Consider the following 14,851-nt stretch of genomic DNA (forward strand, 5'->3'; position numbering starts at 1 on the left):
CGGTCCTCGCGCCGCTGACGCGGTCCCTTCACGCCATTCGCCTGCCTGACGGACCGGTGGGGATGGAACATCCCTGTTCCAGCCCCACCTTTCGCCCGCATCCCTGCGGGCTCTCCTGGCAGCCTCATTCTGTTCAGCGCTGCGAAATGCCCGCCCCGGAGCGGCACCAGCCTGCTGGCCAGCTTCCGTGTGCGCTGCTGGAAAGGGCCTGATGGAGCAGGCAGCAGCGCTTTTACTGCTGCTCCCTTTTGGGAGGGGGCAAAAGCGGCGCTGCATAAAGAAAGGGCCGCTGATGAGGCGGCCCTTGTTTATCAGACACATTGAGGGGAAAGCACTGTCGCCGTCGCGCATCGCGTCGCGGCGGCGTCAGATTTTTAGAACTGGTAGGTCATACCCACGGCAACCACGTCGTCGTTGTTCAGGCTCAGACGGTTATCGTCGTCCAGCTGGTTGATTTTGTAATCCACGAACGCCGACATGTTTTTGTTGAAGTAGTAGGTGGCGCCCACGTCAATGTATTTCACCAGATCCGCGTCGCCGATGCCGTTTTCGATATCTTTGCCTTTGGTCTGCACGTAGCCGAGCGACGGACGCAGGCCGAAATCAAACTGATACTGCGCCACCAGCTCGATGTTCTGCGCTTTATTCGCCGCGCCCGCGGCCGCCAGACCCGTGGCGCGGTCGGTGCCGCTGAACGGCGTCATGTTGCGCGTTTCGGTGTAGATTGCCGCCAGGTAAACGCTGTTGGCGTCATACTTCACGCCCGCGCCCCAGGAGTCCGCGCGGTCGCCCTGACCGTAAACGCGCGCCTGCTGCTGGTTGGTGCGGTCGGAGGAGGTGATCGCCGACATCACGCTGATGCCGGTGTCGCCGATCGTGTAGCCCAGCGATGCGCCGTAGCCGTCGCCGTTCTGGCGGTTGATGTCGGTGCGTGAGTTGCCGCCGTTAGCGTCGTTGCGGCCCTGGTACTGCAGCGCAAAGCGCAGGCCGTCAACCAGACCGAAGAAGTTGTTGTTGCGGTAAGTCGCGACGCCGGTGGTGCGCTGCGTCATAAAGTTGTCGGAACGCGCCGTGCCGTCGCCGCCAAATTCCGGGAACACGTCGGTCCAGGCTTCGACGTCATAGAGCACGCCGTAGTTGCGGCCGTAGTCGATAGAGCCATACGGACCAAATTTCAGACCGGCAAAACCCAGACGGGTTTTGTTGCCGCTGTTGGCGTCGGAGCCTTCAGAGTTGTTGACGTTGTACTGGTATTCCCACTGGCCGTAACCGGTCATCAGGTCGTTGATCTGGGTCTGGCCCTTGAAGCCGATACGCACATAGGATTTGTCTCCATCCTGGCTGTCCGCGTCGCTCAGGTAGTGCATCGCTTTTACTTTGCCGTAGAAGTCCAGCTTGTTGCCGTCTTTGTTATACACTTCCGCCGCGTGAGCAGTAGAAGTCAGCGCCAGAGCAGATACCACCAATGCCAGTGTACTTTTCTTCATTTGCTATCAATCCCAATGAGTAAAATGTGTTATGCCCCTGAGAAGGGCTTATAAGACAGGGGACGTTTTACCGGGAGTTGATGAAGGTTTTATGACATTTTTTCGGGTTTCTTGTGATGTGCGAACTTTTGGTCTAGCGAATTGTCCGGGGAATTTCGTGCTTTTCCCCGGCGGAGAGTTGGCTTCGCTTGCGACTCCTGATAAAACGTCCCTTCGCAGAAATTTTTTCTTTTTTACTGAAACGGCAGGAAATATGAGCGGCAGTCAGACCCTGGTGGTCAAATTGGGTACCAGCGTCCTTACCGGCGGGTCACGTCGGTTAAATCGGGCGCATATGGTGGAGCTGGTTCGTCAGTGCGCGCAGCAGCACGCGGCGGGCCATCGCATCGTGATCGTCACCTCCGGCGCCATGGCGGCCGGACGCGAACACCTGGGCTACCCCGACCTGCCGCCTACCATCGCCTCAAAGCAGCTGCTGGCTGCGGTGGGGCAGAGCCGTTTAATTCAGCTGTGGGAACAGCTCTTTTCCATCTACGGCATTCATATCGGCCAGATGCTGCTGACCCGCGCGGACATGGAAGATCGCGAGCGTTTTCTCAACGCCCGCGACACCCTGCGCGCGCTGCTGGATAACCATATCGTGCCGGTGATCAACGAAAACGACGCGGTGGCCACGGCGGAGATCAAAGTCGGCGACAACGATAACCTGTCGGCGCTGGCGGCGATGCTGGGCGGCGCCGACAAGCTGCTGCTGCTGACCGACCAGCAGGGGCTGTTCACCGCCGATCCGCGCAGCAATCCGCAGGCGGAGCTGATTGGCGACGTGCATGAGATCAACGACGCGCTGCGCGCGCTGGCGGGCGACAGCGTCTCCGGCCTCGGCACCGGCGGCATGTCCACCAAGCTGCAGGCGGCCGACGTCGCCTGTCGCGCCGGCATCGACACCATTATCGCCGCGGGCAGCCGCCCAGACGTGATCGCCGACGTGATCGCCGGTAAGCCGGTCGGCACCCGTTTCCACGCCATGCAGACGCCGCTGGAGAACCGCAAGCGCTGGATCTTCGGCGCGCCGCCGGCGGGAGAAATCACGGTAGACGACGGCGCGCTGGCGGCGATGCTGGAGCGCGGCAGCTCGCTGCTGCCGAAAGGCATTCGCGAGGTAAGCGGCAACTTTTCACGCGGCGAGGTGATCCGCATTCGCAGCCTGCTGGGCCGCGATATCGCCCACGGCGTCTCGCGCTACAACAGCGACGCGCTGCGTATCATCGCCGGCCATCACAGCCAGCAGATCGGGGAGATCCTCGGCTATGAATACGGTCCGGTGGCCGTGCATCGCGACGATATGATCGTCAGTTAAGGAGCGTTCCAGTGCTTGAAGAAATGGGAAAAGCGGCGCGCGCCGCCGCATATAAACTGGCCGACCTGTCGACCGCTGAAAAAAACAAGGTGCTGCTCGCCATCGCCGATCGCCTTGACGCCGAGCGCGAGGCGATTCTGGCGGCTAACGAGCAGGATCTCGCCGATGCGCGCGCCAACGGCATGAGCGCCGCGCTGCTCGACCGTCTGACGCTCAACCCGCAGCGGCTGAGCGCCATCGCCGATGACGTGCGCAAGGTGTGCCAGCTCGCCGATCCGGTCGGCCAGCTGATTGACGGCGGCCAGCTCGACAGCGGCCTGCGCATCGAACGGCGCCGCGTTCCGCTCGGCGTGGTCGGCGTCATTTACGAGGCGCGCCCCAACGTCACGGTCGATGTCGCCAGCCTCTGCCTGAAAACCGGCAACGCGTCGATCCTGCGCGGCGGCAAAGAGACGTGGCGCACTAACGCGGCGACGGTGCGCGTTATCCAGAATGCGCTTCAGGCATATGGGCTGCCGGCGGCGGCGGTTCAGGCGATTGAAAACCCAGACCGCGAGCTGGTGAACCAGCTGCTGAAGCTGGATCGCTATGTCGATATGCTCATCCCGCGCGGTGGGGCGGGCCTGCACAAGCTGTGCCGCGAAAATTCGACCATTCCGGTGATCACCGGCGGCATCGGCGTCTGCCATATCTATCTCGACGAAACCATGGAGATTGCGCCGGCGCTGGAGGTGATCGTCAACGCCAAGAAACAGCGCCCGAGCGCCTGCAACTCGCTGGAAACCCTGCTGATCCATCGCGCCATCGCCGACCGCTTTTTACCGGCGTTCACGGCGCGCATGGCGCAGGAGGGGATCCCGCTGCACGCCGACGACAACCTGCTGGCGCGCCTCCAGGACGGCCCTGCCCACGTCACGCCGGTAGAAGAGGGCGACTACGACGACGAGTGGCTGTCGCTGGATCTTAACGTCAAGCTGGTGGATGACATGGATGCGGCGATCGAGCATATCCGCGCGCACGGCACCCAGCACTCCGACGCCATCCTGACGCGCAGCACGCAAAACGCCAGCCGCTTTGTGAAGCAGGTCGACTCCTCGGCGGTCTATGTTAACGCCAGCACGCGCTTTACCGACGGCGGCCAGTTTGGCCTCGGCGCGGAGGTGGCGGTCAGTACGCAAAAGCTGCACGCGCGCGGCCCGATGGGGCTGGAGGCGCTGACCACCTACAAATGGGTGGCGTGGGGCAACGATACGCTGCGCCCCTGATCGCGTTTTTATTTAACAAAAAGGGTGTCCGCGACGGGCGCCCTTTTTTTTGACGCCGTTTTTTCGATCCAGCTAATTTTGGAGTTTTCAGGCACCCCGCACGGCGCGCCTGGAGGCAACTATTTTTTCTGTAGGGCGGCCGCATGTTTTTTGCGCATTTTTCTACAGAACATTCCTGAAAGCCGCGCTGCGTCAGGCTGTAAAGGGTTTGAGACTGGCTGCGTGCCCTGCGAAGAAGATAATGATAATTAGCGCTGCTTTACAAAAGCAATTGGGTAGCAAACGGACGGTAATATAAAATGAACTGGTAGCAATAATGAAAATAACATTCAGTATCTCCTCTATGGCAGATTATTAACTAATGGTTAAAAAAGAGAGTACGAGACAAGCTTTTACTGCCAGGCTGATTGCCGCGTGCGAAAGCGCGGGAATTGTCGGACATGGACGAAACAAACAGGTTGCCAGAGCGTTACAGCAGTTGGGGTGCAAAATATCGACGCCGGGGGTCTGGAAGTGGTTTAACGCCCAGTCCATTCCCGATGACAATAATTTGCTGGCGCTAAGCCGTCTGCTGGGCGTACGCGTGGAGTGGCTGCAATATGGAATGGAGAAGCCTGCTGCGTCACTGTCGCTCGACAGCCTCAACGCGCAGCGCAATGTCTTTCGTATTGAAAGCCTCGATATTGGGCAAAAGTCGGCGTCCGGGCTGCATACGCGCGACGAGTTTGTCGAAACCATCCACGCCATCGAGTATGGCGTCGATGAGGCGCGCGTGCTGTTCAACGGCCGTCCGGCAGAAAACATTCGCCTGATCGCCATCAACAGCGATTCGATGGTCGAGACCTTCGCGCCGCGCGATCAGCTGTTTGTGGATATCAGCGTGAAAATTTTCGACGGCGACGGCATTTACATTTTTACGCTGGATAATCAGGTCTACCTCAAGCGTCTGCAGCTGCAGCATAAAAAAATTGCTGTTATTTCAGACAATAAGCGCTATGAAACCTGGTATCTCAATCGGGAGGATGTCGACAGCATGCAGGTGGTGGCCAAAGTGATCCTGAGTCAGGCGCGTCACTACCAGATTTTGGGCTGAAGACCGGCTAAAAACCGGTCCGCGCCAGCCTGTAGAAAAAAATAACTCAGCAAAATTCAAAAATTTAACCAATAGTAAATAAAAAATTAACTGTCAGTGTTTGATAAAGCATAAGAACAGGTTAATAATTTGAGCGTGGACCAACGAAGCACCTTACTCATGGACTGAGCCGCTCTTAAACAATCGAGGCGCTGCACAAGCGCGAATCAAACCATCCAAAGTCAGTGAACTTTGGGATGGGGTGGATGCGCACATGCAGCGTCGTCAGATGCCGCCTTTTTCTCCCTACTCGCGCTTAGCCTGGCTGTTATTACAGCCGGGGCACTGCGCTGTGAGCGTAAAACGCGGTATCCGGGACGGTTCGGCTTGCCGAAAACCCGCGCCTGCCACCCCATCGCCAAAGACTCATTCACAGGAGGAGTTATGGCGATAATACACTATGGCAAAAGCGTATTTGTTGGTAACGCCCGCACCCGCAGGCATCGGCGGCGCCAGCCGCTTAGCAGACTGAAGCTCAGCATCGACCAGGCGCTGGGCTGCGAACCCGAAACCCCCCCCTTACGTCGCGCTGAACGCATTGTTCAGCGCCCGGTGACCTCACGCGTCGATCGGGCGATAACGCCGACACATGTAAACCGTTCAGAACCAGCAAGTTTTGACAACTGCTGCCTGCCGCACGTGCATATCTACGCCGTGCGCTGAACCTGCTCCTTTTCTTGCCTGACCCGCTTTACTTCACCTTTTTCTCCCGTTTCGTCTGGACGGGAATTCTCAACGCACTGTTTAGTCCCGCTGCAGGTTTCGCATGGGGTGACGCTGGGGTAATTCCTGGCACTGATCAGTGCGATTTAACTGTCGCTGTCGCATCGGGAAATCTTTCCCATGCCCGGAAAAGAGGAATGCTTATGAGCCAGATTATTGAAATTCTTAATTTTGAAGAGGGATATGTCGAAGCGCCCTATCTCGACACGCAGGGGTTTCCTACCGTGGCGGGCGGCATTCGCATCGGGCCGAAAGGCGCAGCGCTCAGCAACTACGTGTTCCGCGTGCCGCGTCAGGTAGGGGACGTCTGGAAGAAGTGCATCATCGAGGGCAAAGCGCAGCAGATGCAGAGTCGTCCGCTGCTGCAGCAGGCGCTGGCGAAGTGCAACGACGCGCGCAGTGACGTGCTCTACAGCATGGCGTATCAGCTGGGCGTCGACGGCCTGACCCTGTTTAAAAGCATGCTGAGCGCGGTGGCGGCGGAAGATTACGACAGCGCGGCCAATGCCATGCTGAACAGCCTGTGGGCGCGTCAGACGCCGGGTCGCGCCCGTCGTCACGCCGAAGTGATGCGCAGCGGCACCTACGACGTCTATCGGGGGCTGCTATGAAATGGATGATTTTTATTATCGCCGTGCTGTCGGTCATCGTCGTGCTGCTGATCATGCAGCGCTTCACCACGCTCGAGTTTGTGGCGCACGCGCGCCTGCTGTTTAAAACCTGGTCGGTCTGGCTGGCGTCGCTCGGTTCGATGCTCAGCGCCTGGGTGCAATCCTTTCCCTCGGCGTCGCTGGACGCGTGGAACACGCTGCCGGAAGACGTGAAGTCCATTCTTCCCCACAACTACCTCGGCATGATCGGCGCCTTTATGGTGGCGATGGGCGTGATCGCGCAGTTTGTGCGGCAGAAGAATCTGGTGCAGCAGAAGCAACAGTTAGAGGCGAAAAAACCATGAGTCTATTCACCGCATTGCTAAGCGGCGGCTGGCACTGGCTCGCCGTTATCGGCGCGCTGATTGCCGCGCTCGGCGCCAGCTACTTCGGCGGCAAAAAGATCGGCAAGGTGCAGCAGCAGGCCAAAGCCGATACGGAGAGCGCGCAGAAAGAGGCGGCGCAAACCGCCGCCGTCGCGCAGCAGCAACAACAGCATCGTGAGGAGGCAAGCCGTGTTGCAACCGAAAACAGCAATCTTGATGACGCTGCTGCTCGCGACAAGCTGCAGCAGTCGAAATACAACCAGCCCTGAGCCCGTGGCCGTCACCGATTCGGCCTGCGTGCTTTTTTCCCCGATTTACACCCACGGCGACGACGCGCAGCGCATAGACGTGCGCACCGTTCGCGCCATCAATACCCACAACGACATGTGGGACCAGCTCTGCGGCCAGCCGGCCAAACCTGAAAAACATTGATGCATCAAACCGTTAATATCCTGAGGAGGATACCATGATTGAAGTGAACTCTTTTGCCGAACTGCGTACCACCAAACCCGCAGCTGCAGGCCAGGTCGCCAGCCTGAACCGCTACTACGACAAGGACTCTACCTTCCGTGGCGGCGGCGACTTTATCGGCTATCTCGGCACCACCACGCTGGCAGATGACGGCGGCACCATCGCGGTGGGCGACGGCTTCTACTGGAAGCGCACCATCAACGATCCCGCCGAGCTGAACGTGCTGCACTTCGGCGCGAAAGGGGATGGCTACACCGACGACACCGCGGCCTTTATGCGCATGTACAACTGGACCAAAACCTGGAACGCCAACTGCGTCGCGCTGCCGGTGCGTTTCCCCGGCGGTAAGTTCCTGATCAAGCCTATCGATCTGAGCGCCACGGAAGCGACCTTCTTTGGCCTGCTCGGCGACGACTCGCCGCTCGGCTCGCTGCCGCGCACCACCATTATCTCCGATAAAACCGCCACGCCGGTGTTCAAGGTGAAAGCGCGCCGCACGGTGATCAGCGGGATGGCGTGGAACGGCCAGGCCAGCGCCGATACCGTGAAAAATACCGGCACCATCACCGCCGATCTGGTGAGCAATAACCAGCCGTTCTTTGAGAACACCTGTATCGAAGGGGAAACGGTGAATATTCACTGCTTCCGCGCGCAGAACACCGGCGGCACGGTGTTCAAGCTGCTGGATACGCTCGACAGTAAGTTTGACCAGATCTATACCCTCTACACCTATTCGCGCGTGTTTGATGTGGGCTGGTCAAACTCACCGAAAGGCGTCTGGGACCACTCAACGGCTATCGAGCTGTCCAATGCCAACTTCCAGACCGGCTACGGCGACGCCACGCTCTATATGCCGCGCGTGACCCAGGGGATCCTGCGTAACGTCTGGATCGAGCACACGCGTAACCCCGGCGACCTCTCTGACGGCGGCTGGACCATCGACACGCTGAACATTGAGGATTGCGGCAACCCGTTCAACCTCAACAATGCGCGCGTGGTGATGCGTCAGATCGGTCTGCAGTCAGGCGCCAGGATTTCGCAGGATGCCGCCAGCGGCCGCTGGCTCTCAACTTTCGAGTACGGTTATCGCCGCGATGAAAACCACGGCACCTTTATGACCGGCTCGCTGCGGGTAGGGTATTTCAGCGGTTATAAGGTCACCAACAACACCGACACCGAAAACTGGTATCGCCTGGGCCAGTTCTTTTTCCCCAACGCCAACCAGCAGTGGGTGATTGAGATGATCGGCAAGGGCGACGCCACCTCACCATCCGCCACCGCCACCACGCCGGTGAATATGGTGGGGACTGGTAAAACCTGGATTAACCTGCAGCGGCTGGAAACCGTCTGGGCGGACGCCTGCCATATGGGGCAGCCGGCGGTGAAGGATATCCGCTACAGCCGCGTCGGCACCACCTACGCGGTGGTCTGGGTAAAGCTGGCCGCGAACAGTGGGGACACCATGTTCAACCTGCAATGTACCGGCCCGACGCGCTTCGATGCCGGTTCTTGCTCGCTGTTCCAGTCCGACATGTCGGTGGTGACGGACACTACTAAAATGGGGACGCTGAAACCGGCGGCACGCTTTGGCCTGCATAATGGACTGGCGGGTATCGGCGCCAACGAGAAAGGTGTACTTACGCTCGCGACGACCGCAGGTACGCCGACAAATAAAACCACGCCTTCGGGCTTTGTGCTGATCAATATCAATGGTACCGACCGCAAGGTTCCTTATTACGATTGATGAGAAGCACGTTTTGGCGAGGCTGCGGCCTCGCCTTTTTTTGTTTCTGACGCCTGAACGCGCAGGGCGGCGACGCGGCAGGGCGGTTTTGATGGTCAGATGACGAGAAAAGCAGCATCCGCGCGCTGCGGCTCTTGACGGAGGTGCCGCTTTTTTCTAACGTATTGCCCCGTAGTCCCCACCTCTATGCCGGTGTAGCTCAGTTGGTAGAGCAGCGCATTCGTAATGCGAAGGTCGCAGGTTCGACTCCTGTTTCCGGCAATTCCTCGACAAATTCTGGTCATTCACACAGCTCCATCTTTGATGTCTATGGTTACCGTGCGAAATAGAGCCGACTTTTGGTTAGACAGGCTTCTCTGGCGGTTAAAAGTTAACAGTTGTCAGTTGCGTAAAGAGAAATCTTTATTTTAAGAGGGGTTTGTTACATCAATCTAAGGTCAGCTACGTTCGTGGATTCTCGATTGCCCGTCCAGTTCAATCCTCCCATCACATTCTCGATCATTTCTTTATTTAGCGTTCTCATTACACTCTCCGTGCTTGAGTAGAATATACGTTTATCTAGTTACATCCGTTTGATCTAATTGATTTTATAACGTCATTAAACCGTTTTTTGTAGAGGATATCCCCCTGAAGAAAGGTGACATAGTCATTGTTATTTTCATGAGGAAATGAATCAAGTTCTTTTGAATTCAGTGTATAAAGTCCGCAGGCAGCATAAAGTTTAGCTTCATTAGTGGAATTCTCACCTTTGAATATATTAATAAAGGTCTTTTCTGCCTTGCTATCTTTAATTATTTCCCGATATATTTTCTCACCATCACTGATTTTTCCAACAAATCCGTTCATTCCGATGGAAAAGTAATGCGTTTTCTCTAATTTTTCCTGTTGTGACAGGTGGGCAGACGCACAGGTTGCGCAGCTAAATGTCAATAGCAACACAGTAAAGCTCCGTTTTATAAAGCTCATATAAGATTCCATTTTATCCAGTGATGTTAATTAAATTTCAAAATCTTTTAGTGCAAGGCAGGCAAGATATAAATAACTAATAACCTGGTTTTGCCCGATTTTATATGATCTTTATCAATGCTTGCGCATGGCCGACCTCGCGTCTGCCGACCTAAACCAGACCTCTCCACGCGGCAGAAAAGCGATGCATCCACTACCTCCTCAGGTTAGATTAGCAAAATCAGTCTGTTAATCTATTCACTTACCACGACAGGATACGGATATGTTCGCTAAGCATTACGAGGTTGATGAAAACCATATCGATTTCCAGGGCATCGTCGATGGCCTCTACTACCCCTTCTATATGGAGTGGACGCGTCACGCCTATATGCGCGAGGCACTCGGCATCGACATTGAAGAGGAGTTCAAGCAGGGACGGCTCTACATGGTGCTGGAGTACTCGCTGCGCTTCCGTAAAAGCCTGCAAAAGGGCGATCGCCTGGAGGTCACCTGCGCGCTGGAGAAGAACGAAAAGCGCAACCGGGTTAACTTTGTCCAGCAGATTAAGGTTGACGGCGTGGTGTATGCCGAAGCGACCTTCGTGGCCACCTGCCTGAGCAACGGCAGGCCGAGTATGCCGGACGCGGTGATGAACGCCCTGAATTCCCAGTGATATTTTGCGTGGAGGGCTGAGGCCAGCCCTCTATCTCTCTGCGCCGCGCCCGTGCCTGGTTTCTCTCTGCCCTGACGCCTCGCCCAATTCCTAGCCCGACACCCCACATTTACGCGACAGCGATCACATTAACCACGCTACATTTTTCCCGCTTTTTCGCCCTTTATTCGCTATTCTGCCTGTTTAATCTGGCATCAGAATTTAACAACATTCTGCTCTCAAGCTTAAGAGTGCATTACCGACGGCTAATAATTAAAAAGCGTGTCGCGAATAATCGATGATGAAGGCCGCTTAATGCAATAGCTGCATAAAGATGTCCCGCCCCTGAAAGCACAGCGTTTTCCCTCTTTTCTTACCAGGATTAATCTGAATGCGAAAAGCTATTTTTCGTCGATCGGCGAGGGTGCGCAACGTGCGTAATAAAGCGTAGGTCAAGGTTATTTCTCATTGCCGGGATAATTCTTAATGTAAAGCGTAACGCCCGCTTATCCATCCATTCTGATGAGAAAACAGAGCGGTCATACGGAAATTCCGGTTTCACCTTCTCCCCATTGACGGAATAAAAGCGACACGTAATATCTCTTCATTCAATGCTGCTTTTTTCTTGAGTCTCCCGACCGCCTTTCAGGGGAAAAGAAAAAACGCTCAAGCGATCCCGGTACTAAACGTTTATTGCGGCTATGGCTGCTTATTTTCCCACAGCCGCAACAGGATTTTTCCAGAGGATTTATGGTGACGCTGAACAACCCGTTAATTAGCGTAATCGTGCCGGTGTATAACGCCGAAGAGTCGATTATTCGCTGCGTTGAGAGCGTGCTGGCGCAGCGGGTGCCGCGCGTCGAACTGATCCTGATTGACGACGGCTCCACCGACAGTTCGCCGCTGATGCTGGAGAGCTGGCGCGATCATCCGCAGGTGCGCATTATCACCCAGCGCAACAACGGGGTCTCGTCGGCGCGTAACGCCGGCATTGCCGCGTCGCGCGGCAGCTGGCTGCGCTTTGTCGATGCGGACGATTTTCTGCCCGCCGACGCGCTCAGCCTCTGCCTGGCGCCGATCGATGAACACGTCGGGCTGATTGTCGGCGAGTCGCAGCACTTTACGCCGCAGGGCGAGCCGATTGCGCGCGCATTTCCCGCCGAGGCGCAGCGCGTGCTCAGCGCCCGCGACGCGGTGAACGATCTGCTCTATTTTCATCCGCGTCACGGTATCTGCGACAAACTCTTTAACGGCGAATTAATTCGCGCGCATCAGCTGCGCTTTAATGAACAGATCGCCAATTTCGAAGATCTGCTGTTTGTGATGCAGTATCTTAGCCTGCTCGACAGCCAGCGGGTAATTTGCATCAACAGCGTGATTTATCACTACGTCGAGTCGGAAAACTCCGCCACCCGCTCAGCGGTGCGGGAAAAACATTTCTCTTTCGCGCGCTCCTTTAGCGAAATGCAGCGGCTGCTGACGCGCAGCAACGATAAGTTTTTTTATTTCCTGCTGCTGAAGGTCTCTTCCGCCTATTTATATAAAGCGATTGCCTCGGGCGAATTTAATCGCGCCTTTATTAACGATCATATTCGTCGCTACCGTCAGGCATTTAAATCCTATCTCTCGTCAGGCATGATCGTAAACGGCTGGAGTCTCTACTTCACGCTGTTTTTCTGTTCGCCGCGGCTGGTGTCGCAGCTGCGCAAGCTGGCGCAAAACGCGGCGCGCGGAGCTTCATCATGAAAGAGAAACTAAAGAACTCGCTGTGGATGATCGCCGAAAAGATCATTGCGGTATTTGGCCTGATTTTCGTCACCTCTTTCGTGGCGAAATATGTCGGGCCGACCACCTTCGGCATTATTTCCCTCTCGCTGCTGGTGTTTCAGTTTTTGCAGACGGTGGCCTATATGGGCAGCGACGTGATCCTGCTGAAACGGCTGTCGCAGAATAAAGGCTCCGGCATTCAACTGATGCTCTCCGCGTCGGTGCTGATCTTTACCCTCTATCTGCTGCTGGCGTCGGCGGGCATGGCGATTATGCGTGAAGAGATGACCTCACAGGCGCAGATTTTTATTATCGCCGCCGCCGTCGCCTGCCTTTTCTCCGCCATCGATTTGGTCAACGTCTTTAACGAGGCGATGCTGAATGCGAAGCTGAACGTGATTGCTAACGCCGTTGGCCTGATCGTCAGCCTCTCGATCCGCTTTGCTATCTCCTGGTTCGAGCTGGATCCCGCCTGGCTGGCGCTGCCGATCGTGCTGGCGACCTTTATTCCATTCGTGATCAAACTGGCGCTGTTCCGCCGCTATGAAGGAGCGATGCGCGCGCCGAGCCGTAAACAGCTGAAGGCCTATTCGCGCTATATGCTCGCCTCCGGCGGCACGCTGATCTTCTCGGTGATCGCGGTGGCGCTCTACACGCGCCTTAACCAGTTCAGCGTCAGCTACTTCCTCGGCGTCAAAGAGGCGGGCGTCTTCTCGGTGGCACTCACGCTCTCCGGCGCCTGGGTCTTTTTGCCCAACGCGCTGCTGGCGTCCTTCTATCCCGCCTTTTTCTCGGAGCGCGACCCAAAACGCGCCATCGTTAAAATCCAGCAGCTGCACCTGCTGGTGGTGGGGGTGTCGGCAATGGTGATCGCCGCCGTCGCGCTGCTGGCGCCGCCTTTTATTCACTATTTTTACGGCCCGGCCTACCAGGATGCGGTCGCACCTACGGTCTGGCTCTGTCTGGGCGCGATGTTCGGCCTGCTGAGCAGCGTCATGGACCGCTTTATCATCAAATACAACGGTTACGCCTATCTGGTGAAAAAAACCTTTTTCGTGCTGCTGATTTGCCTGGTGTCCTCTGCCGTGCTGGTGCCGCTCTATGGACTAACCGGCGCGGCCTTTAGCGTGATTTTAACCGAGCTACTTTCGTTTACGCTGCTGAATTACTTTTTTGCCGCTCAACCGATGTTCACTATTCATCGCTCTTTTTTCAGTGCTAAAAAAATATGGTTTTTATTAAACGACGCCAAAACCCTCAGATAGTTAAGAGGAATTAAAAATGATTCCAACACCAAAGTTCAGCATTATTATTCCCGCGTGGAATGCGCAGAAGACGCTGAGAAGAACCCTTATCAGCGTGCTGCAGCAAACCTGCGACGCCTGGGAAGTTATCGTGGTCAATGATGGCAGCACCGACAACACCGCCGCGCTGCTGGAGGAGTTTAGCTACCAGCCGAATATTCAGGTTATCCATCAGCCGAATAGCGGCGTCAGCGCGGCGCGTAATCGCGCGCTGCAGCAGGCGCAAGGGGACTTTGTTCTGTTCCTCGACGCCGATGACTGGGTGGACGATCACTTCCTCGCCAGCTTTGCGCAGACGCTGGAAAACAGCCACGGCAGGCCGGTGGATTTAATCGTCGGTAATCTGGTGGACGATCGCATCGGCAGCATCCGTAAATATGGCTATTTTGCGGCGCAGGAGATGCCTTATCTGCTGGGCGAGCTGGAGATGAGCGACAACATCGGCTATCTGCACAACAAGTGCTACAGCCGACGCGTCATTGAGGCGAACGGGCTGCATTTCCTCGAAGGGATCTCCATGAGCGAGGATCTGCTGTTCAACCTGCGCTATTTCAACAGCATCACCAACTGTCAGGTGATTGACAGCGCCGCCTATCACTACGAAAACGTGATGGATTCGCTGTCAAAAAAGCGCGTGCAGTACAACGAACTCAAGGTGCGCAAGCAGTTTCTGACCGGGCTTTACGACACCATCATGCGTAAATATCAGCATCGCGATCTCGACTATTTTCTCAAAGGGGTGTCGAAGCGGGTGCTGGCGCTGGATATGCAGATTGTCACATCGATGTATCACGACTCGTTTACGCACAACGAAATCTCGCGGGAAATTAATGAGATTAAGCGCGGCAAATATTCGAAAGGGATTTTTATCCTGCTGAACCGTAACGAAAAGCTGAAATACATTATTATGAACTTCAACAGCTTTACGGCTTACTACTGTCTTTACGCCCTGTATAAGGCGCGTGCTTTTTGATGGATGTGCTTCATCCGCTACACACCACCGGGTTCAAGGTTTCTGTGGTTTATCT

Annotated in this window: 15 protein-coding genes and 1 tRNA gene; 14 read left to right on the forward strand and 2 right to left on the reverse strand. The window is 56.0% G+C overall.

From position 1 onward, the window contains the following. Positions 1-374 precede the first annotated feature (374 nt). Positions 375-1,487 (reverse strand): porin OmpC, encoded by a 1,113-nt coding sequence (gene ompC, locus B2J69_RS10430; protein WP_081139165.1) that lies wholly within the window; start codon positions 1,485-1,487, stop codon positions 375-377. A 253-nt stretch (positions 1,488-1,740) separates the two neighbouring features. Here ompC and proB point away from each other — a divergent pair, with 253 nt between their 5' ends. From proB to B2J69_RS10475, 10 genes are all read left to right on the forward strand, one after another. Further along, positions 1,741-2,844, forward strand: coding sequence for a glutamate 5-kinase (gene proB, locus B2J69_RS10435; RefSeq protein WP_081139166.1), 1,104 nt, complete (start codon positions 1,741-1,743; stop codon positions 2,842-2,844). An 11-nt stretch (positions 2,845-2,855) separates the two neighbouring features. After that, a complete protein-coding gene (gene proA, locus B2J69_RS10440; protein WP_081139167.1) occupies positions 2,856-4,109 on the forward strand; it encodes a glutamate-5-semialdehyde dehydrogenase in 1,254 nt (417 codons plus the stop codon). A gap of 361 nt (positions 4,110-4,470) precedes the next feature. After that, a complete protein-coding gene (locus B2J69_RS10445; RefSeq protein ID WP_081139168.1) occupies positions 4,471-5,202 on the forward strand; it encodes an XRE family transcriptional regulator in 732 nt (243 codons plus the stop codon). A gap of 423 nt (positions 5,203-5,625) precedes the next feature. Next, a complete protein-coding gene (locus B2J69_RS10450; RefSeq protein WP_081139169.1) occupies positions 5,626-5,904 on the forward strand; it encodes a transcriptional antitermination N peptide in 279 nt (92 codons plus the stop codon). A 203-nt stretch (positions 5,905-6,107) separates the two neighbouring features. Next, the gene (locus B2J69_RS10455) at positions 6,108-6,575 is read left to right on the forward strand and encodes a lysozyme family protein (RefSeq protein ID WP_081139172.1); all 468 of its coding nucleotides are present in this window, start codon (positions 6,108-6,110) and stop codon (positions 6,573-6,575) included. Next, entirely contained in the window at positions 6,572-6,919 is a 348-nt protein-coding gene (locus B2J69_RS10460) for a DUF7940 domain-containing protein (protein WP_081139175.1), read from the forward strand. The genes B2J69_RS10455 and B2J69_RS10460 overlap by 4 nt, the downstream gene beginning before the upstream one ends. Then, positions 6,916-7,209 carry a hypothetical protein gene (locus B2J69_RS10465; RefSeq protein WP_081139178.1) on the forward strand — a complete coding sequence of 98 codons (294 nt, stop codon included), beginning with the start codon at positions 6,916-6,918 and terminating at the stop codon, positions 7,207-7,209. Before B2J69_RS10460 ends, B2J69_RS10465 begins: the two co-directional genes overlap by 4 nt. 4 nt (positions 7,210-7,213) lie before the next feature. After that, positions 7,214-7,372, forward strand: a complete 159-nt coding sequence (locus B2J69_RS24075) for a hypothetical protein (protein WP_158083428.1) — start codon at positions 7,214-7,216, stop codon at positions 7,370-7,372. Between the two features lie 34 nt (positions 7,373-7,406). Next, positions 7,407-9,155: a glycosyl hydrolase family 28-related protein gene (locus B2J69_RS10470; protein WP_081139181.1), complete on the forward strand. Its 1,749-nt coding sequence runs from the start codon at positions 7,407-7,409 to the stop codon at positions 9,153-9,155. 188 nt (positions 9,156-9,343) lie between these two features. Then, positions 9,344-9,416: transfer RNA gene (locus B2J69_RS10475), tRNA-Thr, on the forward strand. A 297-nt stretch (positions 9,417-9,713) separates the two neighbouring features. Here the strand turns inward: B2J69_RS10475 and mchS3 are convergent. Further along, positions 9,714-10,121 carry an MchS3 family protein gene (gene mchS3 / locus B2J69_RS10480; RefSeq protein WP_081139184.1) on the reverse strand — a complete coding sequence of 136 codons (408 nt, stop codon included), beginning with the start codon at positions 10,119-10,121 and terminating at the stop codon, positions 9,714-9,716. A 262-nt stretch (positions 10,122-10,383) separates the two neighbouring features. Between mchS3 and B2J69_RS10485 the strand changes: the two genes are divergently transcribed. The 4 genes from B2J69_RS10485 (at position 10,384) to B2J69_RS10500 (ending at position 14,796) form a co-directional block, all read left to right on the forward strand. Further along, positions 10,384-10,773, forward strand: coding sequence for an acyl-CoA thioesterase (locus B2J69_RS10485; protein WP_081139187.1), 390 nt, complete (start codon positions 10,384-10,386; stop codon positions 10,771-10,773). 729 nt (positions 10,774-11,502) lie between these two features. After that, positions 11,503-12,498, forward strand: coding sequence for a glycosyltransferase family 2 protein (locus B2J69_RS10490; protein WP_081139189.1), 996 nt, complete (start codon positions 11,503-11,505; stop codon positions 12,496-12,498). Beyond that, positions 12,495-13,784: an oligosaccharide flippase family protein gene (locus B2J69_RS10495; protein ID WP_081139192.1), complete on the forward strand. Its 1,290-nt coding sequence runs from the start codon at positions 12,495-12,497 to the stop codon at positions 13,782-13,784. The genes B2J69_RS10490 and B2J69_RS10495 overlap by 4 nt, the downstream gene beginning before the upstream one ends. Positions 13,785-13,800: 16 nt before the next feature. Beyond that, on the forward strand, positions 13,801-14,796 hold the full coding sequence (locus B2J69_RS10500) for a glycosyltransferase family 2 protein (RefSeq protein ID WP_081139195.1): 996 nt from the start codon (positions 13,801-13,803) through the stop codon (positions 14,794-14,796). The last annotated feature ends 55 nt before the right edge of the window (positions 14,797-14,851 follow it).

The sequence above is a fragment of the Pantoea latae genome, from assembly GCF_002077695.1.
GTDB lineage: Bacteria > Pseudomonadota > Gammaproteobacteria > Enterobacterales > Enterobacteriaceae > Pantoea > Pantoea latae.

Bases quoted from the DNA above. Each gene is read 5' to 3' on its own strand.
- ompC (WP_081139165.1), bottom strand. From the start codon at position 1,487: ATGAAGAAAAGTACACTGGCATTGGTGGTATCTGCTCTGGCGCTGACT.
- proB (WP_081139166.1), top strand. From the start codon at position 1,741: ATGAGCGGCAGTCAGACCCTGGTGGTCAAATTGGGTACCAGCGTCCTT.
- B2J69_RS10445 (WP_081139168.1), top strand. From the start codon at position 4,471: ATGGTTAAAAAAGAGAGTACGAGACAAGCTTTTACTGCCAGGCTGATT.
- B2J69_RS10450 (WP_081139169.1), top strand. From the start codon at position 5,626: ATGGCGATAATACACTATGGCAAAAGCGTATTTGTTGGTAACGCCCGC.
- B2J69_RS10455 (WP_081139172.1), top strand. From the start codon at position 6,108: ATGAGCCAGATTATTGAAATTCTTAATTTTGAAGAGGGATATGTCGAA.
- B2J69_RS10460 (WP_081139175.1), top strand. From the start codon at position 6,572: ATGAAATGGATGATTTTTATTATCGCCGTGCTGTCGGTCATCGTCGTG.
- B2J69_RS10465 (WP_081139178.1), top strand. From the start codon at position 6,916: ATGAGTCTATTCACCGCATTGCTAAGCGGCGGCTGGCACTGGCTCGCC.
- B2J69_RS10470 (WP_081139181.1), top strand. From the start codon at position 7,407: ATGATTGAAGTGAACTCTTTTGCCGAACTGCGTACCACCAAACCCGCA.
- mchS3 (WP_081139184.1), bottom strand. From the start codon at position 10,121: ATGAGCTTTATAAAACGGAGCTTTACTGTGTTGCTATTGACATTTAGC.
- B2J69_RS10485 (WP_081139187.1), top strand. From the start codon at position 10,384: ATGTTCGCTAAGCATTACGAGGTTGATGAAAACCATATCGATTTCCAG.
- B2J69_RS10490 (WP_081139189.1), top strand. From the start codon at position 11,503: ATGGTGACGCTGAACAACCCGTTAATTAGCGTAATCGTGCCGGTGTAT.
- B2J69_RS10495 (WP_081139192.1), top strand. From the start codon at position 12,495: ATGAAAGAGAAACTAAAGAACTCGCTGTGGATGATCGCCGAAAAGATC.
- B2J69_RS10500 (WP_081139195.1), top strand. From the start codon at position 13,801: ATGATTCCAACACCAAAGTTCAGCATTATTATTCCCGCGTGGAATGCG.